Genomic DNA, 22,423 nt, shown 5'->3' on the forward strand with positions numbered 1-22,423 from the left:
AGTGCGCCCCAGGACGGAATTCCTCCCCTCCGCGGGCGTTCCCTTCCCCATGACCACTTACGGAATCATCGGAGCAGGCAACATCGGCAGCCAGGTCGCGCGCGCGGTCCTCGCCCAGGGCGACGAGGTCGTGATCGCGAACTCGCGCGGTCCCGAGACCCTCGCCGACCTCATCGCGGAGCTCGGCCCGAAGGCGCGCGCCGCCACGGCGCAGGAGGCGGCCGAGGCCGCGGAGATCGCGGTCGTGACCGTGCCGCTGAAGAACCTCGAGGAGGTGCCGGTCGCGCCGCTCGCCGGGAAGATCGTCCTCGACACGAACAACTACTACTTCGAGCGCGACGGCCGCATCGAGGCGCTCGACAAGGGCGAGACGACCACGAGCGAGATGCTGCAGAAGCACCTCCCGGAGTCGAAGGTCGTCAAGGCGTTCAACCACATCATGGCCGCGGACATCACGACCGACGGCACCCCTGCCGGCAGCGAGGACCGCCGCGCCCTCGCCACGTCGAGCGACTACCCCGAGGCCGTGCACTTCGTCACCGACCTCTACGACCGCCTCGGCTTCGACACCGTCGCGATCACGCCGCTGAGCGAGTCCTGGCGCGTCGAGCGCGACCGCCCCGCCTACGTGGTGCGGCAGAACCGCGAGGAGCTCGAGGCCAACCTCGCCAAGGCGCCGCGCACGGTCTGACCGAGCGGTCGGTCCGACCCCTCGTCCCACGGGAGGGGGGCAGCGCCTGCGACACTGGAGCGAGACCCACCGCGCACCAGTGAGCCCGCCGGCTCCGAGAGGAGAGGTCCGCGCATGCCCCCCGAGATCCCCGACGTCCCCGCCGTCGATCGGCTGACCCGCCGCGGCCTCACCCGCCGCGGCGTCGTGCTCGGCGGCCTCGCCGTCCTGCCGCTGCTGAGCGCCTGCACCTTCGACTCCGCGTCCCCCTCGGACTCCGAGCCGCAGGAGGCGCCGCGCACGCAGGCCGCCGCGCCCGCCGGTCCGGTGGCGCTCGCCGCCGACGCCGCGAGTGCGAGCGCTCTGCTGTTCACCGCGGCGCCGCTCGTCGTCGTGGTGGAGGACGTGCCCGCCTCGGTGCTGCTCGCCGCGCAGGTGAGCATCGCCTGGGGCGTGCCGCTGCTGGTGGAGAGTGCCGGATCCACGTCGACCGCGACGGCCTCGGCCTCGCCGTCCGACTCCTCGATCGACGCCGAGCTCGCCCGGCTCGGCACCACCCGAGTCGTCGCCGTCGGCGCCGTCGCGGAGCACGCGGGTGTCGACACCGTGACCGCCGCCGCCGAGGCCGCCGCGATCGAGGAGGCGACCGGAGTCGCGGTCGGCGCGCTCGACGTCGCCTCCCTCGTCGCCCTCGCGCCCGGTGCCCCCGCGGCGCCGCCCTTCGGCGCGCTGCCGACGCGGGCAGAACCGCTCGCCGGGGTGACCGCCCTCGCCCAGGCCGCCGACGTCGCGGCCGTCGCCAACGCGCGCGCCGTCGGCGTCCCGGTGACCCTCGTCGGCGACTCCGTGACCGACCTCCTCGCCTCGGGGCCGGCCGTCACCGCGATCGCCGACGCGGGCGCCTCCTGCACCCTGCTGCTCGGACCCGTGCTCGCTGCGCAGTCGCTGCCGGAGTGGTCCGTGCGCGCCGCCGCGAGCGGCTGGCAGCTGCCCGGCGGCGGGCAGCGTCTCTTCGGCGGGCACCTCTACGTCGCGATCTACGGCACGCCCGGCGCACCCGTGCTCGGCGTGCTCGGCGAGCAGGGCCTCGACGCGACCATCGCGCGGGCGGAGGCGGTGGCCGAGCCGTACCGCTCGCTCACCGATCTGCAGGTGGTGCCGAGCCTCGAGATCATCACCACCGTCGCGGCGGGCAGCGCCGGCGGCGACGGCGACTACTCCAACGAGCTCGACCCCGCGGGCATACGCCCCTACATCGACGCGGCCGCCGCGGCGGGCATGTACGTCGTGCTCGACCTGCAGCCGGGCCGCTCCGACTTCCTCACTCAGGCGCAGGCCTACGAGGAGCTGCTGCGCCTCCCGAACGTCGGCCTCGCCCTCGATCCGGAGTGGCGGCTCGCGCCCGACGAGGTGCCGCTCGCGCAGATCGGCCGCGTCCAGGCCACCGAGGTCGACAGCGTCTCGAGCTGGCTCGCGGACCTCGTGCAGCGCGAGGGCCTGCCGCCGAAGATGTTCGTGCTGCACCAGTTCCGGCTGTCGATGCTGCAGGACCGCGACAGCATCCGCCGCGACCGCCCCGAGCTCGAGTTCCTGATCCACGTCGACGGCCAGGGCGGCCAGCCCGACAAGCAGGCCACCTGGAATGCCCTGCACGAGGGCGCCCCCGAGGGCATCGCCTGGGGCTGGAAGAACTTCTACGACGAGGACCTCCCGATGCTGACCCCCGCCCAGACGATGGCCCAGGTCGCCCCCCTCCCCGACCTGATCACCTACCAGTAGCCCCCCCTCCGCGAGATGCCACTTGTGCACGCGACACGCCGTGAAAAGCGTGCACAAGTGGCATCTCGCGGTCGGGGTCAGCGACATGAGCGCCGTCGAGGGAGACCTCGTCGATGTCGACGGTCGTCCTGGTGAGGAGGCGGGTCATGCTTCGTGCAGGCCACGCTCCAGGGTGTCCCCGGAGTGTGCGCTCGCGACCGCCGAGAGGAGTCACGTCCACCCGCTGACGTCTGAGTTCTCGCGAGATGCCACTTATGAGCGCGACACGCCGTGGAAAGCGTGCACAAGTGGCATCTCGCGGAGGGGGACGGACGGGGCCGGGGTCAGGAGGGCTGGTGGGCGGCCTCGCGGCGGCCCTCCTCCTTGGCCTGCTCGACGAGGGTGGCGACGCGGCGGCGGGAGCGGGTGCGGCCGGCGAGCAGCGCGGCGAGGATCAGCGCGAGGCCGAGCAGGACGGCGAGCTGGGGCAGCGGGACGGCGGCGGTGGTGGTCGACTCGGTGAGCGGGGCGATGTCGACGGGGTCGAGGCCCTCGGGGGTGACGACGGTGGGGGCGACGGTGAGGTCGGTGCCGACGGCGAAGAGGGGCCAGACGTCGTCGAGCTGGAGGGTGACGGCGCGGCGGTCGCCGGGGAGCAGCTCCTGCTGGGCGGCGTCGGCGGCGACGAGCGGGGCGGAGGCGCCCTGGGCGGTCGCGCTGCCGTCGAGGAGGAGGCGGACGTTGCCGGTGTTGACGATGTCGGCGGTGACGGTGAGGGAGCCGGGCTGGAAGGGGTTCCAGGAGAGGCGGTAGTCGCCGGTGAGGTTCTCGACGGCGACGGCGGGGGCGACGTCGCCGGTGACGCGGGTCATCACGCGGAAGCCGATGCGGCTCTCGACGCCGACGGAGGAGCCGCCGACGTCGGTGCCGACGGAGACGAGGGAGGCGGCGAGGCCGGCGGCGTGGTCGCCGGGCTCCGCGTCGTCGGGGACGGTGACGGTGAAGGGGACGATGCCGGTGCCGCCGGGCTCGACGGTGACGGTCTCGGGGGCAGTGATCCAGGTGCCGGCGTCGACGGACTCCTGGTCCGAGGGGAGCATGTTGAAGCGGCCCTTGTCGGTGAAGTAGCCGTCGGCCGCGTCGATGCGGAACGTGACGGTCTGGTCGCTGAGGTTGCGGACCGCGGCCTGCTCCTCGGCGGTGGCGCCGGGGTCGAGGTCGAGCTCGACCCAGGAGCGCTTGTCGACGGCGCCGTCGGTCGCGGGGCTGACCGCCCAGGTGATCTGGTCGGTCGCGGCGAGGGCCGGGGGAGCGGCGGTGAGCGCGAGCGCGCCGACGAGGACGGCGAGGAGGGCGCGGAGCACGGAGGTCATGGGGAGTCCAGGTTCTCACGGGGTGGGTCTCGATACGCCGCCTGCGGCGGCTACTCGACCAGCATGCAAGGAGCGGGCGGGGCCGCTGCATGCGGATCGAGTAGGTCGCGGAGCGGGCGTATCGAGATCCACCGTGTCCAGCACGCCGGGTCTCGATACGCCGCCCATGGCGGCTACTCGACCGACATGGACAGCGCGGGCCGACCGCTCGCGGGACCAGCCCGCGGAGCGGGTCCGTTCCATGCTGATCGAGTAGGCCGCGGAGCGGGCGTATCGAGATCCACCGTGTCCTGCAGGGTGGGTCTCGATACGCCGCCTGCGGCGGCTACTCGACCAGCATGACGGGGCCTACTCGAAGAGGGAGAGGGTGAGGGTCGAGCTGTAGTCGCCCGCGTCGACGGTGGTCGGGGTCTTGAGGGTCAGGGCCGCGTTCGCGGTCCAGGAGCCCTCCTCGGCCACTCCAGCGCTGTCGTTGGTGATGGCCAGGAGCTCCTGGTCGACGAGGCCGACGCCGTCCGGGCCGCCGTCGATGGCGGTGTCGACGACGTCGCCCTCGGCGACGAGTCCGGAGTCGCCGCCGTCGATCAGGTTCGGCGCCCAGCCGAGGTTCTCCGCGCCGATGGTGTCGCCGGTCGACGAGGTGAAGTCGCTGGCGGTGCCGAGGACGTACCAGCCGGCGCCGGCGGGGATGTCGGCGGCGTCGCGGGTGTCGGTGACGGTGACCGTGGGCAGGGTGCCGGTGAACTGGCGGACGACGCTGGTCGAGCCGTTCTCGGTCAGGGCGGTGGAGTCGCTCGCGACGGTCATCGAGAGGGCGCCGCCGCCGGTGAGCGGGGCGATCTGCACGTTGACGTCGACGTCGTCGGCGCCCTGCTGCTCGTCGGCGAACGCGGTGCCGGCGACGCCGAGCAGGAGCAGGCCTCCGGCGATGCCGGCGGTTCCGCGGAGGAGGAAGGAGCGAGTGTTCATCAGGGTGTTCTCCGTTCTCGAGACGGCGTCGTCGCCGTCCGGTTCAGTGGTGTCGGGTGGTCAGTGGAGTCTTGGAAGGAACAGGGTTCAGCCGCAGCTCGCCGCCGCGTACGGCGCCGTGGCCGTCGCGGTGGCGGGCTTGCCCGCGACGAACGCGGTGGCTGTGGCGGTCGCGGAGCCGGCGGGCAGCGCGGCGGTGCGGGTCGTGAACGAGTGGGTGACGGACTTGCCGGCGGCCACCTCCTCGAACGTCTTCGAGCCCGAGGTCGAGGTGACGACCATCTTCACCGGGAAGGCGTTCGGGTTCGTCGCGACGACCGAGAGGACGACCTTGCCCTGCACGCAGCGGGTCGACGCCGTGGCGGTCGCCGTGATGGCAGGGGCCGCGGTCGGCACCGTCTGCGGGCTGACGCTGGTGAGGGTCGGGACGACCTTCTGCATCAGGCCGGTCGCCGGGTCGAAGGTCACCTTGTCGATGGTGGTCTCGCGGTGCTGGCCGTCTCCGCCGGGGATGGCGAAGCGGTGGTAGGCGATGTACCAGTCGTCGGTGCCGGGGACGTTGATGATCGAGCTGTGGCCGGTGGCGAGGATGCCCTGCGAGGGGTCCTTCTCCAGGATCACGCCGCGGTAGGTCCACGGTCCGTCGATGCTCGTCGAGGTCGCGTAGCCGACCTTGTAGTTCTCGGAGCCGGTGTCGTCGATCGAGTAGGTCAGGTGGTAGAGCCCGTTGCGGTGGTTCATGAACGCGCCCTCGCGGAAGTCCGTGAGACCCGAGATCGTCTTGATGGTGCCCGCCTTGACCGAGAGCATGTCGTCCGAGAGCTCGGCGTACACGGGTGCGCCGTTGCCCCAGAAGAGGTAGCTCTTGCCGGTGGCCGGGTCGGTGAACGCGGCCGGGTCGATGGCCTGGCCGGACTTCACGGACTCGCCGTTGGTGATCATCGGGGACTGCTGCGCGGTGAACGGGCCCATCGGGCTCGACGCCACGGCGACGCCGATCGTCTTGCGGTCGAGCGCGGCGTTGTGGCCGGAGAAGTAGAAGTAGTACTTCCCGCCCTTCTCGATGATCGTCGGCGCCCAGGCGTTGCCGGTCGCCCACGGGACGTTCCCGTTCGCGCCGTCGAGGGTCAGGATCGGCTGCGCGGAGCGGGTCCAGTCGACGAGGTTCTTCGACGACCAGGCGTAGAAGGTCTTGCCGCCCCAGCCGGGGAAGCCGTCGGACGTCGCGTAGAGGTAGTAGGTGTCGCCGAAGACCGCGATGTTCGGGTCGGCGTAGAGGCCCGGGAGGACGGGGCTCTTCATCTCGACGGCCTTGAGCGTCCAGGTGGTGGTCGCTCCGCCGCCGGCCGGGGTCAGCACGACGGTCTGCGGGGTGCGCAGGTCGCGGACGGTGCCGGAGGCGGGGCTCGCGGTGACGCCCGCGGCGGTCGAGTAGGTGGCGGTGAGCTTCGAGCGGTCCGTGCCGGGCTTCACCGGGAGGGTGACGGTGCGGGTCCCCTGGTCGACGATCGGTGCGGTCTTCAGCACGTCGCCGGTGAGCGTCACGTCGGCCAGCACGGTGGTGTTGCCGGAGGAGGCGAGCACCTCCGCCGAGCTCAGCGCCCGGTTGTAGAGAGCGAACTCGCGGACCTGGCCGCGGAAGCGGTTGTCGGCGTCGTAGTTCGAGCGGCCGATGGAGTTCGCTGTGGTCGTGCCGCCGCCGATGTCCTTCGGGTCGGCCGTGACGGTGCCGCCGCCGACGCGGACGCCGTCGAGGTAGAGCGTCGCGGTGGTGCCGGAGAGTGTGTAGGTCAGTTGCGCCCACTGCCCGCGGGGCACGGCCGAGCCGGAGGAGACGGTCTGCTCGGTGGTGTAGTTCCCGGTGGTGAGGCTGGTGCGGTAGTTGTTGCCGGAGGTGAAGAGGTAGCCGTCACCCGCGCCGTTGGTGGTGTTGCCGAGGCCGTAGAGGAAGTACGCGCCGCTCTGCGCGGGGTCGATCCAGACCTCGGTCTGCACGGTGACGTCGGTGACGCCGGCGAGCAGGTCGTCGGGCAGCTCGATGTAGTCGTCGGTGCCGTCGAGCTTCACCGAGCCGGTCTGCCAGGTGCCGCCCGAGACGATCGTGCCGTTCAGGCCGTTGCCCGAGCTGTCGGTCACGGTCGTGCCGGAGCCGCCGTCGAAGGTGTAGCGGAGGATCTCGCCCTTCGAGTTGACGGGCTTCGGGGTCGGGCCGGTGCTCGTGGCGCCGTAGGCCGCAGTGATGCGGGCCTCCTCGGCGCTGGAGAGCCGCAGCACCGAGCCGTGGCGGAAGGGCTTCGAGAACGAGTAGGTGTTCGCTCCGGTGGTGCCGACGGGCAGGGCCGTGAACCGCATGTCCGCGAGGGTGTCGGTGACGTAGGCGGAGTAGCCGAACGAGTCGCCCATCACGACCCAGCGGCCGTCGGGCAGCTGGTAGACGGTGAGGCCCTCGAGGTGGTCGGCGAGGCCGCGGGAGGTCTCCTCGCCGCGGGCGATCACGCGGGTCCACGGGCCGGCCAGGCTCGAGGCCTTGTCGACGACGGTGCGCCAGTCGGAGGTGGAGAAGCGGTAGTAGACGCCGTTCTCGACGGCGATGGTGGTGTCGATGATGTTCGGGCCGTCGGCGTTGTTGGTCGACGAGTTCTCGTCGAGCCAGACCTTCGGGGTGGAGAAGGTCTGGAAGTCGCGGGTGGTGGAGACGTAGACGCGCAGCGCCCAGTCGTCGGTGCTCACCTGCGTCCTGTCGCGGCCGGACCAGTAGACGTAGTACTGGCCGGTGGCCTCGTCCCAGATCGCCTCGGGCGCCCAGACGTTGCCCGCGTTCGGCGCGCCGGCGAAGACGAGGTTCTGCTGGCCCCAGGTCACGAGGTCGGTGGAGCGCCAGACGACGAGCTTCTGGCTGGCGTTCACCTGGTCCCAGGAGCCGCCGCCGGCGGTGCCCTCGGCGTGCAGGTCGGTGCCGAGGATCCAGTACTCGTCGCCGGTGGGGGAGCGGACCAGGTGCGGGTCGCGGACGCCGAGCGTGCCGGCGAGGTTGGCGAGCACGGCCTTGTCGTTGTTGAGCTTCGACCAGTGCAGGCCGTCGGTGCTGGAGCCGAAGTAGATCTTCTCGTAGTCGGTCGAGGCGAAGTGGGTCCAGAGGTAGCCGGCGTCGTACTCGGTGTCGAGGTCCGCGGGCGCGGCGGTCACGGTGACCGGGAGCTGCCGGGTGGCGGTGGTGCCGGGGACGGTCGCGGTGAGGGTGACGGGGGTCGAGGCGGCCTGGCGCTTCACGACGCCGGTGGTGCTGACGACGGCGGTGTTCGAGGAGGTCCAGGTGACGTCGTAGGAGCCGGCCTTCGCGGGCAGCGTGACGTTGCCGCGGACGTCGCCGGCGTTGACGATGCTCAGCGCGTCGAGCGCCTTCTGCGCGTCGGCGTTCGCGTCCTGCGCGGGCACGGTGGCGGTGAAGGTGCGGGTCTGCGTCGCGGAGCCGCGGGTGACGGTCGCGGTGAGCACGGCCTGGGCGGTGCCCGTGGCGGGCCGGGTGACGACTCCGCTCGAGGAGACGACGGCGGCGTTGCTCGAGGACCAGGCGATCGCCGAGCCGTTGGGCCCGGTGGTCGGCAGGGTGAGGTTCGCGGTGACGGCGGAGAGGTCGCCGAGGCTCAGCGCGGCGGCGTCGCGGGTGGTGCGCGTGCCGTCGCTCGCCTGGAGGGTCGCGACGTCGGCGGCGCTGAGCGCGCTGCTGTAGATGCGGAAGTCGCGCACCGAGGCGGCGAGGAACTTGTCGCCGGTGTAGACCGAGCGGCCGATCGCGTTCGCGGTGGTGCTGCCGCCGCCGATCGCGCCGGGGGTGATGGTCACGCCGGTCTGCTGCGCGACCTGGGTGCCGTCGAGGTAGAGCCGCGCGGTGTCGGAGGCGTCGTCGAGCGTGTAGGTGAGCGTCTTCCAGACCCCGCGGGCGAGGTCGGCTCCCGAGTTCACGGTCTGCTCGGTGGTCCAGTTGCCGGTGGCGATGGAGGTCTTGTAGCTGTTGCCCGTCGTGTACAGGTAGCCGTTGCCCGCGTTGTTCGTCGTGTTGCCGAGGCCCCAGATGAAGTACGGGGTGCCCTGGCTCGGCTTCACCAGCACCTCGGTGCTCACGGTGATCGAGCTGAGGCCGGCGAGCACGTTGTCGGGCAGCTTCACGAAGTCGTCGACGCCGTCGAGCGTCACGCCCGCGGCGCCCGAGGCGACCGCGCCGCCGGAGAGGACGCCGTCGCGGCCCTTGCCGGAGCTGTCGACGGCGGTCGTGCCGCTGGTCGCGTCGAGCGCGTAGCGGAGGACGAGATCGTCGGCCGGAGCGGCTGCGGCGGACTGCGCCGTCAGCAGCGGGACGGTGAGCGCGAGAGCCGTCACGAGGACGACCGGTCGCAGGAAGGGCTTCATCGCACTTGCTCCTAGTTCGGCACCATTGCTGAAGGGAAAGGCTCCGGCACGCACCGGCGATGTTCACGGTAACACGATGTTGACGTCAACGCGACGGGAATCCGAAGGGGATTTCCGCGCCTCGGATCGGTCGCGCCGAGACGTCGAGAACGGTCGCCCCGAGAGTTCCGAGGCGACCGTTCATGACGGATCGAGTGGCGCTGCGCCCGGACGTCAGGTCCGGTTGCGGGCCATCACTGCGCGCTGCAGGAGCACGAAGACGAGCAGGATGCCGCCGGTGATGATGGTGGTCGCCTCGGGCGGGATGCCGCCGTCGCGGGTGATCAGGACGTTCATCAGGCCGAGGACGAGGGCGCCGATCACCGAGCCGAGGACGAAGCCGACGCCGCCCGTCAGCAGCGTGCCGCCGATGACGGTCGCCGCGATGGCGTCGAGCTCCCAGCCGGTGCCGGTGATGTTCTGCGCGCTGCCGAGGCGGGCGGTGTAGACCACGCCGGCGAGGCCCGCGAGGGTGCCGCTGATCACGTAGATGAGCAGCTTGGTCCGGACGACGGGCAGGCCCATCAGCGCGGCCGACGGCTCCGAGCCGCCCATCGCGTAGACCGTCCGGCCGAGGCGGGTGCGGTGCAGCACGAAGAACGCGGCGGCGACGACGAGCACGGCGATGATCACGCCGGGGCTGATCACGAAGTCGTTGACCTTCGGTCCGTCGATCAGCTTCATCGGCGTCGCGAGCGACAGCACGGCCGAGTCCTCGGGGAGGCGCTCCGGGACGGTGCTCAGCATCGAGGCGAGGCCGCGGGCCAGGAACATCATCGCGAGGGTCGCGATGAACGGCTGGACGTTGAAGTACTGGATCAGCACGCCCGAGATCAGGCCGAACGCGGAGCCGATCAGCACCATCAGCAGCATCACGAGCCAGGGGTTCCAGCCGCTGTTGATGAGCAGCACGCCGCTCACGCTGCTGAAGGCGATCACCGCGCCGACCGAGAGGTCGATGCCGCCGGTGAGGATCACGAAGGTGAGGCCCACGGCGAGGATGATCAGGTGCGCGTTGTTGATCAGCAGGTTCGAGATCGTGCTCGCCTGCAGGATGCGCCCGTAGGCGACCTCGCCGTAGACGATCATGCCCAGGAAGATGACCAGGGCGGCGAGGGTCGGCAGCTTGTCGAGGTGCTGGCTCAGCCACGAGGTGGCGGAGGAGCGGTTCGACTTCGCCGGCGGGGCGGGTCGGGTCAGCACGGCGCTCATGCGGGGATCGCCTCTTTCTGCGGGACGCTGCGGCGCGCCTCGCGACGGTTCTTGAAGGCGGAGCGGACCCGCTCCGACTGCAGCAGGCACAGGGCGACGATGACGATCGCCTTGAAGGCGGGTGTCGCCGAGGACGAGACGCCGAGGAAGACGACCGTCTTGTCGAGGGTGGCGATCAGGATCGCTCCGACGGCCGCTCCGGTGATGTTGAACTTGCCGCCCGCGAGGGAGGTGCCGCCGACCACGACCGCGAGGATCGCGTCGAGCTCGAGCTGGTAGCCGGTGCGCGAGACGTCGACCGTCATCACGCTCGCGGTGGCGAAGACGCCCGCGACGCCGGCGAGGACGCCGGAGCCGATGTAGGCGGTCATCAGCAGGCCGCGGCGGTTGATGCCGGCGAGGCGGGCCGCCTTCGGGTCCATGCCGATGGCCTCGATCATCAGGCCGAGCGCGCTGCGGCGCACCAGGACTCCGACGACCACGACGATCGCGATGGCGAGCAGGAAGACGACGGGGAGTCCGAAGACGTAGCCGTTGGCGAGCCAGCGGAACGGCTCGTTCGTGGCGGCGGTGTTCTGGCCGCCCGTGATGACCTTCGCCAGGCCGCGGCCGGCGAGCATCACGACGAGCGTGCTGATGAAGGGCTGGAGTCCCACCACCGAGACCAGGACGCCGTTCACGGCGCCCAGCACTCCGGCGACCAGCAGCGCGAGGCCGAAGGCGGCCGCGGCGGCGCCGAGCGAGTCCGGCGCGCCCTGGGCGTTGAGGAACTCCATCGAGACGGCGCCGGCGACGACCATGATCGAGCCGACCGAGAGGTCGATGCCGCCGGTCGCGACCACCAGGCACATGCCGACCGCGATCATCAGGATCGGGGCGGCGGCGCGGGCGATGTCGATCACGTTGCCGACGAGATAGCCCGTGGTCGGGCTGACGGTGACGCCGAGGTAGCTCGGGTCCTTGACGACGTTGACGAGCAGCAGCAGCACGATGGCCACCGCTCCCCAGAAGTACTGACGACGGATCAGGCTCGCGAGGAGCGAGCCCCGGTCCGGTCGCGTGTCGCTGCTCATGATGCGGCCTCCTGCGTGGCGCCTTCGAGAACGACGACGTCCTCGTCGACGACTCCCTCTGCGGCGATGGTAGTGACGATCGACTCCGCAGTGACAGCGGGTCCGTTGAGGATCTCCGCGATCACGCGGTGGTCCTTGAGGACGATGATGCGGTCGCTGAGGCGGACGACCTCGTCGAGCTCGGACGAGATGAAGACCACGGCGACGCCCTCGCCGGCCAGGGCGACGACCTTCTCCTGGATCTCGGCCTTGGCTCCGACGTCGATGCCGCGGGTCGGCTCGTCGAGGATGAGGATCTCCGGGGCGGTGGCCAGCCAGCGCCCGAGTAGCACCTTCTGCTGGTTGCCGCCGGAGAGCTTGCTGATCGGGCGGTCCGGGTCGGCGGGGCGCACGTTGAGCTCGACGAGGTACTTCGCGACGATCTCGTCCTTCTCCTTCTTGGAGAGGGGGCGGGCCCAGCCGCGCTTGGCCTGGACGGCGAGGATGAGGTTCTCCCGGACCGAGAGGTCGCGGATGATGCCCTCGTCGCGGCGGTTCTCGCTCGAGAAGGCGATCTTGTGCGCGAGTCCGGCGGTCGGCGTCGGGACGTCGACCTTCTTGCCGTGCAGTGTGATCTCGCCGGTGTCGGGCTTGTCCACGCCGTAGATCAGGCGGGCGAGCTCGGTGCGGCCGGAGCCGAGGAGGCCGGCGAAGCCGACGACCTCGCCGCGGTGCAGGGTGAGGTCGGTGGACTCGATGGAGCCCTTCTTGGCCAGGCCCTTCGCGGTGTAGAGCGGGGCCTCGCGGTAGAGGTGGTCGCTGTCCGCGCGCTCGGAGTCGAGGGAGCGCAGGGCGGCGATGTCCTTGCCGATCATCTTGGAGATCAGCGAGGTGCGGTCGAGCTCGTGGGTGAGGTACTCGCCCACGTAGGTGCCGTTGCGCAGCACGGTGAGGCGGTCGCTGATCGCGTAGACCTGGTCGAGGAAGTGCGAGACGAAGAGGATCGCGACGCCCTCCGCGCGGAGGCGGCGGATGACGACGAAGAGGTTCTCGACCTCGTTCGCGTCCAGGCTCGAGGTCGGCTCGTCGAGGATGAGCACGCGAGAGTCGCTCACCGTGGAGCGGCTGATCGCGACCAGCTGCTGCATCGCGATCGAGAGCGAGGAGAGCGGGCGGCGCGGGTCGAGGTGGCCGAGGCCGAGGCGCTCGAGGGCGCGCTTCGCGGCGTCGTGGGTCGCCCGCCAGTTGATGCCGAAGGGACCGCGCACCTCGTAGCCCAGCATGACGTTCTCGCCGATGCTGAGGTTGGTGCAGAGGTTGACCTCCTGGTAGACGGTCGAGATGCCGGCCGCCTGCGCATCCGCGGTGCCGGCGAGGCGCCGGGGCGTCCCTCCGACGACGATCTCGCCGCTGTCGATCTTGTAGACGCCGGTCAGCGCCTTGATGAGGGTGGACTTGCCGGCGCCGTTCTCGCCCATGAGGGTGTGGACCTCGCCCGGGAACAGGCGGAAGTCGACACCGTCGAGGGCTTTGACGCCGGGGAAGCTGATCGAGATGTTCTTCATCTCGACGATCGGAGGCGAATCCGCCATGTCGCGTCGTTCCGTTCTCGAGTGGCGCTGCTCTGCGCCGGAGGTGGGAGCGACCGGGACCCGCGGTGGGGTCCCGGTCGCTCCGGAGGGGGGTGGTGCTTAGAGGTGTTTTCTAGAACTTGCGGTCGGGCAGGGCGGTCGCCGCGGCCTCGGGCGAGTCGAAGGTCTCGCTCGGGACGACGATCGAGGACTCGACGGTCTCGCCGGCGAGGGTCTTCTCGACGGCGTCGAGGGCGGTCTCGCCGAAGAGCGGGTTGTACTCGGCGACGAAGCTGAGCTCACCGTCGGCGAGGGCCTGCAGGGCGTTCTTGGTGCCGTCGATCGTGGCGATCTTGACGTCGACGCCCGGGGTGAGGCCGGCCTCCTGGACGGCCTGGACCGCGCCGAGACCCATCTCGTCGTTCTGCGCGAAGACCATCTGGACGTCGTTGTTGTTCGACTTCAGGACGGTCTCGAAGACGCTCTTGGCCTCCTCGGTGGACCAGTTGGCGGTCTGCGCGCCGACCTTGGTGAAGGCGGAGTCGGCGCCGATGACCTCGTCCCAGCCCTCGTTGCGCTCGTTGACGACGGAGACGCCGGCGGGGCCCTCGAGGGTGAAGTACTTGGCGCCGTCCGGGAAGGCGCTCTTCGCCCAGTCGGCGACCGAGGTGCTGACCGCGATGTTGTCCGGCGCGATGCGGGTGACGTAGAGGTCGCTGTTGTCCGGCTCGATGCCGCGGTCGATCAGGATGACCGGGATCTCGGCCTCCTGAGCGCGCTCGAGCGAGTCCTCCCAGCCGGAGCCCTCCGTGGCCGACAGCAGGATGATGTCGACGCCCTCGTCCACGAAGGACGTGAAGGAGTCGATCTGCGACTTCTGGTCGCCGTTGGTGGCGGGGGCGTACTTGAGGTCGTAGCCCGCGTCGGCGGTGAACGTCTCCTCGATGTTGGTCTCGTTCGCCTGACGCCACGCGCCCTCGGGGCCGACGGCCACGAAGCCGATGGTGGTGACGTCGTCTCCTCCGCCGCCCGCGGCCGTGTCCGAGCCGCCGGAGCAGCCGGCGAGGCCGAGCGCGAGTGCGCCGACTGCTGCGAAACCGAGGAACTGGCCGAAACGCCTCGTGTTGTACATGGATCTCCTCCTTGAGATCACGGACGCGCGGGAGCGCCCGTGGGTGCGGGCCCAGGGGCCCGGATGTGATGAGTGCAGTGCGGGCCTGGCGCCCGAGGTGCAGTGAGTGCAGGATGTGCGGTGGACGCCCGTCGTGAAGTGACACGTCCGGATGCGTCCTGGGCAAAATGTTACCGTGAACAATTCTTGTGACGCAACAGCGCATCGGCGTCTCCGGTAACGATCGTGCATTAACGCCGGAGACCCGCCGCCTCCCGGGGGAGGGGCGGGTCTCGATACGCCGCTGCGCGGCTACTCGACCAGCATGGAGGCCGCTGCGCGGCTACTCGACCGGCATCAGGCGGGTGCTACTCGCCGTGCTGCAGGCGGCGCCGCAGGAGCAGCGCCCCGCCGCCGAGCAGGAGCGCGAGCGCTCCGAGCGGCAGCAGCGACAGGTCGGTGCCGGTGGCGGCCAGGTCACCGTCGGGTCCGGCGACGGGCGCGGGCTCGTGCGGTGCGGGATCGCCCGGCGCCGGAACCACGGGCGGCGCGGTCTCGGTCGGCATCGGCACGGGCGTCGCGGTGGCGGTCGCGGTCGGCTCCGGAGTGGGCGTCGGCGTCGGCACCGGCTCCGTCCCCTCCTGCGCCAGCACCGGGACCGTCGACCAGTCGATGTCGCTCGCCAGGCCGTACGAGGTGTACGACGGCTGGTTGTACGCGGTCTGCTGGCGCGCGACCTCGACCCGGTACTGCGGGTCGTGCATCAGCGTCGTCAGCTTGCGGTCGGTGACCTCGGTGCTCGAGTAGATCCGGATCGCGCTCGAGTCCGCGGTCGGCAGCAGCAGCTCCTCGCGCCAGTCGCCGAGCACGTCCGCCACGAGAGACGGGTTGCCCTTCGTGCCGTTGTTCGTCACGGTGCCCTCGGCCGAGAGCAGCACGGTGCCGTCACCGGTGACGATCGTCGGAGTGACGGGCGTCGCGTCCTGCATCGTCGTGCTGGCCACGATCTGCGTGGTCATGTCCGCGGCCCAGCGGATGCTCTGGTTGGTGCCGGGCTGCTCGGCGGGATCCCCGCCGTCGAGCGGGTCGCCGCTCGCCGAGAGCTTTCCGATCGCCCAGACCTCCTGGCCGGGGATCGCGGGGTCGATGTCGCCGATCATCCCGCGGCCGGTGTCCTTGCCGGAGTAGGCGCCGAAGAGCACCTCGCCGGTCGCGGCGTCGCGCAGCGCGTAGCCGTAGGGCGCGCCGACGCCGCCCTCGTGCACGCTGAAGATCTCGAGCCCGGGGTTCGCCGGGTCGATGTCGGTGACGTGCATCGCGTCGCCGTGGCCGAGCTTGGCCTCGGTGCCGGGCGCGCTGCTGCCCTCGGGCAGGGTGTCGTAGGAGCTGTAGAGCAGGCTGCCGTCGTCGTCGAGGGTGGCGGAGCCGTAGACGATCTCCTGCCGGCCGTCGCCGTCGACGTCCGCCGCGCTGAGCGAGTGGAAGCCCTGGGTGGTGAGCGTCGCCCACTCCGGGCTGGAGCCCTCGCGGCCGTGCGGGGTGTCGTTGAAGGGGTTGGTCAGCGGGACGTGACCGCTGTCGGCGACCCAGCGCTGCGACAGCTCGCTGCCGTCCCAGTCGTAGGCGACGACGACCGCGCGGGTGTAGTAGCCGCGGGCGAAGACGGCGGACTGCGTCTCGCCGTCGAAGGAGGCGACGCCCGCGAGGAAGCGGTCGTTGCGGTTGCCCGGCTCGATCCGGGAGTAGGCGTAGTCGCCCCAGAGCAGGCCGTCGTCGCCGCGGGCCGGCTCGTAGGCGACGGTCTGCAGCTCCTCGCCGGACTCGCCGTCGAAGACCGTGAGGTACTCGGGGCCGGTCAGGATGAAGCCCTCGAAGGTGGTCAGGTCGTTGCGGTCGCTCCGGCTCGGCGCGTAGACGTCGATGAAGTAGTCGGCGAGCTCCGTCGCCCCGGCGCGGTCGAGCGGGTAGGCGTGCGTCGGCGCGATGCCGAACGCCTCCTCGAGTGTGGCGGGCCACTGACCGGAGGTGACCTCCTCGCGGGTGCCCCAGCCCTCGAAGATCCCGATGAGGTGCTCGCGGTAGCCGGCGGCGGAGAGGCGGTAGTCGTCCTGCGGGGTGACGCCCGCGGCGACGTCCTCGGGGAGGAGCGTGATCGACTCGGCGCGGGCGGTGTCGCCGCCGGGCAGGATCGTCGTGCCCGGCGCGGTCTTCGTCATGATCTCGGAGCGGCCGTCGCCGTCGAAGTCGGAGACGAGGAACTGCGTGTAGTGCGCGCCGGAGCGGATGTTCACGCCCAGATCGATGCGGTGCAGCAGTGTGCCGTCGGCCTCGTACGTGTCGAGATAGGTGCTGCCGGTGTAGCCCTTCTGCGAGACGTCCTTCGCGTTCGAGGGGTACCACTTCACGACGTACTCGTAGTCTCCGTCGCCGTCCATGTCGCCGACGCTCATGTCGTTGGCGCTGTAGGTGTAGGCCTCGCCGGCCGGAGTGACGCCGTCGGCCGGCTTCTGCAGCGGCAGCGTCTCGAAGGCGTCCGCAGAGGCGGTGGCCGGAGCGCTCGGTTCGCCGGGCTCGCCGTCGACGAGCGGGACGACGCGGTACTCGTCACCGGGCGCACCCGCCGGGTCGTGCAGGTTGGTGCTGTCGGTGACGACGCCGATCCGCTCCGCCCCGCGGTAGACGGCGAAGTCGGCGCCGACCATCCCACTGTCGGAGGAGCCGGTCACCTCCGTCGCGAGCAGCCGCCAGCTGACGAAGACGCCGCCGTCGGGCGAGGCGAGCGCCACGACCCCGCGGTCGAGGTCCTCGAGCTGCGCGGTGAGGACGGGGTTGGCGGGGACGGCGGGCGGCGCGGTGGTCTGCGCTGCGGCAGTGGACGCGCCGGTCAGCGCGAGCCCCGCGGCGAGCGCGAGGCCGAGGCCGGAGCGGAGCGCCCCGGCGGCGGTGGTCGGACGGAACGGACGTGAATTCGGCATTGAATCCCTCGGCATCGATGGTCCGGGATGCAGGAATGCGCTTTCCCCGGTCCCGCGCCACCCTACGTGAGACGTTTCACAGGGGTCAACCGTGTCCCCCGGATCTCGATACGCCCTCTGCGAGGGCTACTCGATCAGCATGAGGCGCGTCACCAGGCGTCGTCGGCCGCGTCGTCGTCCGTGGTGTCCGCGGCGATCATCTCGACGATGGTGTCGACGGTGAGCCAGGGGCCGTTGCTGACCTCGCCGATCTTCTCGCGGTCCTTGAAGACGACGATGCGGTCGCTGAGGCGCACCACCTCCTCCAGCTCGGAGGAGATGTAGACGATGGAGACCCCCTCCTTGGCGAGCTGGGCGATGTGCGCCTGGATCTCGACCTTCGAGGCGACGTCGATGCCGCGGGCCGGCTCGTCGAGCACCAGCAGGCGCGGCCGGGTGGCGAGCCACCGCGCCAGCACGACCTTCTGCTGGTTGCCGCCGGAGAGGTACTTCACCGGCATGTCCGGGTCGGCCGGCGTGATGTTCAGCGCCTCGACGTAGGTGGCGACGAGCGTGTCGGTCTCGGCGGCCGACAGCGGGTGCGCCCAACCGCGCAGCGCCTGCAGCCCGAGCACGAGGTTCTCGCGCAGCGACAGGTCGCCGATGATCCCGTCCTCGCGGCGGTTCTCGCTGGAGTGCGCGATGCGGTTCCGCAGCCCCGACACCGGGTCGACGATGTCCGCGTGCTCGCCGTCGATCAGCACCTCGCCGCTGTCCGGCCGCTCGACGCCGCTGAGCAGCGACGCCAGCTCGGTGCGTCCGGAGCCGCGGAGGCCCGCGAAGCCGACGATCTCGCCGCGGTGCAGCTCGATGTCGGTGGGGGAGACGGCGCCCCGGCGGCCGATGCCGACCGCGCGGTAGATCGCGGGGCCGGTGGGCTGGCGGCGGTGCTCGCGGCGGTCGGAGCCGATCTGCCGGAGCGCGTCGATGTCCTTGCCGATCATCTTCGCGATCAGCTCGGCCCGGTCCATCCGCCCGGCCGGGTACTCGCCCTCGGTGCAGCCGTCGCGGAGCACGGTGATGCGGTCGCTGAGGGTGAGCACCTGCTCGAGGAAGTGCGAGACGAAGACGATGGCGACGCCCTGGCCGCGCAGCCTCCGCAGCACCGTGAAGAGCCGGGCGACGTCGCCGAGGTCGAGGCTCGAGGTCGGCTCGTCGAGGATCAGCACCCGCGGCCGGTCGACCATCGCGCGGCCGATCGCGACCAGCTGCCGGATCGCGGGCGACAGCGAGCGCAGCGGCAGGCGCGGATCGAGGTCCTCGAGACCCAGCTCGGCCAGCATCTCGGCCGCCCGCGCGTGGGTGCGCGACCAGGAGATGCCGAGGCGCCCGCGGATCTCGTGCCCGATCATCACGTTCTCGCCGATGCTGAGGTTGTCGGTCAGCCGCTCGTCCTGGAAGACCGCGGTGATGCCGGCGGCCTTCGCGTCGGCCGGTCCGCTGAAGCGCCGGGCGACGCCGTCGACGACGATCTCACCGGCGTCGGGCTGGTGGATCCCGGTGAGCGTCTTGATCAGCGTGGACTTGCCCGCGCCGTTCTCGCCCATCAGGCCGTGGATCTCGCCCGGCACGAGGCGCAGCCGCGCACCGGCCAGCGCGGGCCCGGAGGAGAAGGAGACGTGGATGCCCGTCATCTCGACGACCGGGTCCGGGCGTGCGGGACCGGGGCGTGCGGGAGTCGTCGTCGACTGAACTGACACGTGCCGTCCTCGGTTCGTGTGCGGGGCGGCGCCGGGGGAGCGTCGCGCCAGGGGTGCCGCCGATGATACGCGAGCGCCGGTCGCGAGCGTCAGCTGCGGGGCGGCGCCGTCGACTCGCGCACCACGAGCTCGGTGGGGATGCGGGTGCGCTGCGGGATCTCCTGGCCGCGGATCCGCGCGTGGATCACCTCGGCGACGGTGGTGCCGAGCTTGTCGAAGTCCTGCCGCACCGTGGTCAGCGGCGGCAGGAAGTGCCGGGCGGTGGGCAGGTCGTCGAAGCCGACGATGCTGACGTCCTGCGGCACGCGGATGCCGCGCTCGACGAGACCGTGGATGACGCCGAGCGCCATCTCGTCGTTCGCGACGACCATCGCGGTGAACTCCGGGACGGACTGCAGGCTGCGGGCGAACTCGTAGCCGGAGTCCGGGGTCCAGTCGCCGATGACGATCGGGCGCTCGCGCATCCCCCACGCCTTCGCCCGGCTGTGGAAGGCGCGCTCGCGGGCGCGGGCGTCGAGCCAGTCGAGCGGGCCGGACATGTGCAGCACGTCGCGGTGGCCGAGCGAGGCGAGGTGGTCGACCGCCTGGCTCATCCCGGCCTGCTGGTCGACCGAGACGGTGAGGAAGTTCGCGTCCTTGTCGGACTTCACGACGAGCGTCGGCACGCCGATCTCGACGGTGCGCAGCGTCGCGACGGAGGAGGAGCGCGGCGCGATCACGCAGAGCGCGTCGATCCCGAGACCGGAGAGGTGCCGGATCGCGTCGACGGGGCTCATGTCCTGGTCGTCGCGCAGCGCGACGGAGGTGACGGAGTAGCCCTTCTCGCGCGCGGCCCGCTCGATGGCGCGGAGGGTGCTGGACGGGCCGAACTCGGCGCCGCTCTCGATCATCACGCCGATGCGGTCGGTGCGCTGGGTGACGAGCGAGCGCGCCGCGATGTTGGGGCGGTAGTCGAGCTCGGAGACGGCCTCGAGGACCTTCTGCCGGGTCGACTCCTTGATGTTCGGGTGCCCGCTGAGCACGCGGGAGACCGTCATGTGCGAGACGCCGGCGACCGCGGCGACATGCCGGAGGTTGGGCCGATCGGCCATGGCGCGGACCTCCTCCGCTCCCCTGAGGGGAGAGCCGGGCACCCTCGGTGCGGCGGGATGACGAGGGCTCGACATCGCGGGTCCGTTCAGCATAGTCAAGCGGACCCGTGGGATCGCTCTCTCGGGAGTCGGCCCGCGTCGTGCAGGACGAACGAGCGGGCGCCCGGCTCCCCGGCGATGGAGCGGACGGTGAGCAGGCCGGCCCCCGCGTCCCAGCGGGTGGCCCAGGCGGGCAGGCTCGCGGGGAAGGCCGTCCGCACCTCGACCGCGCGGCCGAGGAGGCTGGGGAACGCGAGGGTCGTCTCGCCCGCGTCGTCGCCGCGGTCCCAGAGCGAGAGGGAGATCGCGTCCGGTCCGCGCAGCGCGGAGGCGACCCAGCGGTCGGTCCAGCCCGGCAGGCCGAGCGGCCAGAGCGGCACCGACGCGACCAGGTGCGCCCGGAGTTCGCCGGCGGTGCGCACGGCCTCGGCGACGAGCGCGCGCTGCTGCGCCGTCATCCGATCCAGGTGGCCGGTGAGGAGGAGCCGGCCCGCGAGGCCCGTCACCAGCGTGAAGGCGATCGCCTCGTCGCTCATCTCCGGCTGCGGGCAGGCCCAGTTCGCGGCCTGCTCGGGGAGCATCGAGAGCGGGGCCGCCGCGGCGATCGGCGGCGCGAGCAGCGGATCCTCCTGGTCGGAGGTCGACTGCAGCTGCAGCCGGGAGAGCATCGCGGAGTCGGCGCGCATCGCTCCGGAGGCGCAGTTCTCGAGGATCAGCTGCGGGTGGCGGTCGAGCACGCCGTCGATCCAGGCGAGGTGCGCGCGGGAGTGCTCGAGGAGTCCGGCGCCGGCGCTCGTCGCGTCGCGGTCGGTGCCGGGGCCCGGATCGATGTTGTAGTCGAGCTTGACGTAGCCGATGCCGAACTCGCGGACGAGCCGGTCCACGGTCTCGTCGAGGTGCGCACGGGCTGCAGGATGGCGCAGATCGAGGTGGTGGCGGCCGCTCTCCTCCACCCGGATCCCCGAGCGGGAGAGGAACGCCCCGTCGGGCAGGGATCGGGCGAGCGGGCTTCCGGTGCCGATCACCTCGGGCTCGAGCCAGAGCCCGGGCACCATGCCGTGGCCGCGGATCGCGTCGACGACCTCGCCGAGTCCGCCCGGGAAGCGCCGGGTCGACGGCGTCCACTCGCCGACGGTGTCCCACCAGGACTCGGTCTCGGCGTACCAGCCGGCGTCGACGCAGAACACCTCGGCGCCGACCTCGGCCGCCGCGGCGATCAGCGGCAGGAGCTTCGCGGTCGTCGGGTCGCCGCCGAGGGTGTTCAGGTAGTCGTTGAAGACCAGCGCGGGGCGGCGGTCGTCGGGGTGGGCGCGCCGGGCCGACCGCTTCGCCCGGGTGAGGGCCGCGGCGGCGTGCTCGAGGCCGGTGCCGACGGCGACGAGCGCCGGCACCGAGGTGAAGGGCTCGCCGGGCGCGAGGAGCACGGACCACTGGTGGTCGCGGTCCGTGGGGCCGGAGGCGGCGAGGTAGGCGTCGCCGATCTGCTCGCCGGCCTCCCAGCGCCACGGGCCGTTGTGCGCGACCTCGCAGAGCCAGGTGACGTCCTGCCGCCGTGAGCGGAGCGCGGCGAGCGGGAGGGCGCCGCCGGTCGACCAGGTGCCGGTCGCGGTGCGGACGACCGACTCGCGCGGGGGCTGCTCGGTGTGCTCCGGATGGAGGTCGGGCAGGAGTGCGCGCAGCTCGCGCGCCTCCCAGCGGCCCTCGCCCAGCCACTCGCTGCGGCCCTCGAGCAGCTCCCAGTCCGCGGCCGGGTCGGCGGCGGCGCCGACGTCCAGCCGGGTGCCGAGAGGCATCGCCCAGCTGGTGACGGCGGTGAGCAGCACCGGCCCGGTGCCCGCGTTCTCGACGGTCGTGCTCACGCGGAGGGCGGTGCCGAGCGCGTCGATCGTGGTCGTGGCGCGCAGGCCGTCGGCGCTCGCCGAGACGATCCGAAGGACGGTCGCCCCGGCCTCGCCCCCGCCCCCGGCCTCGTGCGAGACGTAGCGGAGGGAGTCGCCGATCGCGGTCTGCACGAGCCGGTCGGTCGAGGTGACGTGGCCCCGGCCGGCGGTGAGGATCCCGACCAGCGGCAGTGCGTGCTCGAAGCGGATCTCGAGCTCGCCGGAGACGAGTCGCGCGAGGCTCACGGGGGCGTCGGGGGAGCGGCGGAACTCGAGCTCGAGCGGCCCGGCGCGCCAGGAGAGGGTCTGCGCTGACATGGGGGATCTCCGATCGCACGAAACGTTCGCCTCGGACTCTAGGCGGGGTGCGCGGGAGGGATCAAGCGCGGAAGCGAAACGTTTCGCCCCAGTGGTGGGAAAGGGCGGGAGAAGGGTTGCTCGGAGGGGTTTGACCTTGCGCAACTGCCGCTGTTACCGTGAACAAATTCTCGCCCCGGCTCTCGGGGCCGCGCTCTCGCGGCCCGACGGGGGCGCCCG

13 protein-coding genes are annotated in these 22,423 nt (G+C 71.6%); 2 read left to right on the forward strand and 11 right to left on the reverse strand.

What is annotated here, in order from left to right; all coding sequences use genetic code 11:
* Positions 1 to 49: 49 nt before the first annotated feature.
* Both EDF45_RS01115 and EDF45_RS01120 read left to right on the forward strand, forming a co-directional pair.
* Positions 50 to 691: an NADPH-dependent F420 reductase gene (locus EDF45_RS01115; RefSeq protein ID WP_123734647.1), complete on the forward strand. Its 642-nt coding sequence runs from the start codon at positions 50 to 52 to the stop codon at positions 689 to 691.
* A 114-nt stretch (positions 692 to 805) separates the two neighbouring features.
* Entirely contained in the window at positions 806 to 2,449 is a 1,644-nt protein-coding gene (locus EDF45_RS01120) for a hypothetical protein (protein WP_123734648.1), read from the forward strand.
* Between the two features lie 323 nt (positions 2,450 to 2,772).
* On the opposite strand, the gene EDF45_RS01125 is transcribed toward EDF45_RS01120, so the two are convergent.
* The 11 genes from EDF45_RS01125 to EDF45_RS01175 form a co-directional block, all read right to left on the reverse strand.
* Positions 2,773 to 3,801: a WxL protein peptidoglycan domain-containing protein gene (locus tag EDF45_RS01125; RefSeq protein ID WP_123734649.1), complete on the reverse strand. Its 1,029-nt coding sequence runs from the start codon at positions 3,799 to 3,801 to the stop codon at positions 2,773 to 2,775.
* 348 nt (positions 3,802 to 4,149) lie between these two features.
* A complete protein-coding gene (locus EDF45_RS01130) occupies positions 4,150 to 4,770 on the reverse strand; it encodes a hypothetical protein (protein WP_123734650.1) in 621 nt (206 codons plus the stop codon).
* An 87-nt stretch (positions 4,771 to 4,857) separates the two neighbouring features.
* On the reverse strand, positions 4,858 to 9,177 hold the full coding sequence (locus EDF45_RS01135; protein ID WP_123734651.1) for a family 43 glycosylhydrolase: 4,320 nt from the start codon (positions 9,175 to 9,177) through the stop codon (positions 4,858 to 4,860).
* A 213-nt stretch (positions 9,178 to 9,390) separates the two neighbouring features.
* Positions 9,391 to 10,428 carry an ABC transporter permease subunit gene (locus EDF45_RS01140; RefSeq protein WP_123446514.1) on the reverse strand — a complete coding sequence of 346 codons (1,038 nt, stop codon included), beginning with the start codon at positions 10,426 to 10,428 and terminating at the stop codon, positions 9,391 to 9,393.
* Entirely contained in the window at positions 10,425 to 11,501 is a 1,077-nt protein-coding gene (locus tag EDF45_RS01145) for an ABC transporter permease (RefSeq protein WP_123446515.1), read from the reverse strand. Before EDF45_RS01145 ends, EDF45_RS01140 begins: the two co-directional genes overlap by 4 nt.
* Positions 11,498 to 13,072 carry a sugar ABC transporter ATP-binding protein gene (locus EDF45_RS01150; RefSeq protein ID WP_123734652.1) on the reverse strand — a complete coding sequence of 525 codons (1,575 nt, stop codon included), beginning with the start codon at positions 13,070 to 13,072 and terminating at the stop codon, positions 11,498 to 11,500. Before EDF45_RS01150 ends, EDF45_RS01145 begins: the two co-directional genes overlap by 4 nt.
* A 112-nt stretch (positions 13,073 to 13,184) precedes the next feature.
* Positions 13,185 to 14,183 carry an ABC transporter substrate-binding protein gene (locus tag EDF45_RS01155; RefSeq protein ID WP_123734653.1) on the reverse strand — a complete coding sequence of 333 codons (999 nt, stop codon included), beginning with the start codon at positions 14,181 to 14,183 and terminating at the stop codon, positions 13,185 to 13,187.
* Positions 14,184 to 14,530: 347 nt separating this feature from the next.
* Complete coding sequence (locus EDF45_RS01160; protein WP_165908984.1) at positions 14,531 to 17,137, reverse strand: rhamnogalacturonan lyase; 2,607 nt, start codon at positions 17,135 to 17,137, stop codon at positions 14,531 to 14,533.
* Between the two features lie 149 nt (positions 17,138 to 17,286).
* The gene (locus tag EDF45_RS01165; RefSeq protein WP_123734654.1) at positions 17,287 to 18,810 is read right to left on the reverse strand and encodes a sugar ABC transporter ATP-binding protein; all 1,524 of its coding nucleotides are present in this window, start codon (positions 18,808 to 18,810) and stop codon (positions 17,287 to 17,289) included.
* A 155-nt stretch (positions 18,811 to 18,965) separates the two neighbouring features.
* Complete coding sequence (locus EDF45_RS01170) at positions 18,966 to 19,967, reverse strand: LacI family DNA-binding transcriptional regulator (protein WP_165908983.1); 1,002 nt, start codon at positions 19,965 to 19,967, stop codon at positions 18,966 to 18,968.
* 95 nt (positions 19,968 to 20,062) lie between these two features.
* Positions 20,063 to 22,204, reverse strand: coding sequence for a glycoside hydrolase family 36 protein (locus EDF45_RS01175; RefSeq protein WP_123734655.1), 2,142 nt, complete (start codon positions 22,202 to 22,204; stop codon positions 20,063 to 20,065).
* Positions 22,205 to 22,423: the final 219 nt, after the last annotated feature.

The organism is Rathayibacter sp. PhB186 (assembly GCF_003751825.1).
GTDB lineage: Bacteria > Actinomycetota > Actinomycetes > Actinomycetales > Microbacteriaceae > Rathayibacter > Rathayibacter festucae.

What these genes read in the sequence shown, in the direction of transcription:
- EDF45_RS01140 (WP_123446514.1), bottom strand. Translation starts at nt 10,428, where the DNA reads ATGAGCGCCGTGCTGACCCGACCCGCCCCGCCGGCGAAGTCGAACCGC.
- EDF45_RS01165 (WP_123734654.1), bottom strand. Translation starts at nt 18,810, where the DNA reads ATGACGGGCATCCACGTCTCCTTCTCCTCCGGGCCCGCGCTGGCCGGT.
- EDF45_RS01145 (WP_123446515.1), bottom strand. Translation starts at nt 11,501, where the DNA reads ATGAGCAGCGACACGCGACCGGACCGGGGCTCGCTCCTCGCGAGCCTG.
- EDF45_RS01130 (WP_123734650.1), bottom strand. Translation starts at nt 4,770, where the DNA reads ATGAACACTCGCTCCTTCCTCCTCCGCGGAACCGCCGGCATCGCCGGA.
- EDF45_RS01135 (WP_123734651.1), bottom strand. Translation starts at nt 9,177, where the DNA reads ATGAAGCCCTTCCTGCGACCGGTCGTCCTCGTGACGGCTCTCGCGCTC.
- EDF45_RS01115 (WP_123734647.1), top strand. Translation starts at nt 50, where the DNA reads ATGACCACTTACGGAATCATCGGAGCAGGCAACATCGGCAGCCAGGTC.
- EDF45_RS01160 (WP_165908984.1), bottom strand. Translation starts at nt 17,137, where the DNA reads ATGCCGAATTCACGTCCGTTCCGTCCGACCACCGCCGCCGGGGCGCTC.
- EDF45_RS01155 (WP_123734653.1), bottom strand. Translation starts at nt 14,183, where the DNA reads ATGTACAACACGAGGCGTTTCGGCCAGTTCCTCGGTTTCGCAGCAGTC.
- EDF45_RS01150 (WP_123734652.1), bottom strand. Translation starts at nt 13,072, where the DNA reads ATGGCGGATTCGCCTCCGATCGTCGAGATGAAGAACATCTCGATCAGC.
- EDF45_RS01125 (WP_123734649.1), bottom strand. Translation starts at nt 3,801, where the DNA reads ATGACCTCCGTGCTCCGCGCCCTCCTCGCCGTCCTCGTCGGCGCGCTC.
- EDF45_RS01170 (WP_165908983.1), bottom strand. Translation starts at nt 19,967, where the DNA reads ATGGCCGATCGGCCCAACCTCCGGCATGTCGCCGCGGTCGCCGGCGTC.
- EDF45_RS01120 (WP_123734648.1), top strand. Translation starts at nt 806, where the DNA reads ATGCCCCCCGAGATCCCCGACGTCCCCGCCGTCGATCGGCTGACCCGC.
- EDF45_RS01175 (WP_123734655.1), bottom strand. Translation starts at nt 22,204, where the DNA reads ATGTCAGCGCAGACCCTCTCCTGGCGCGCCGGGCCGCTCGAGCTCGAG.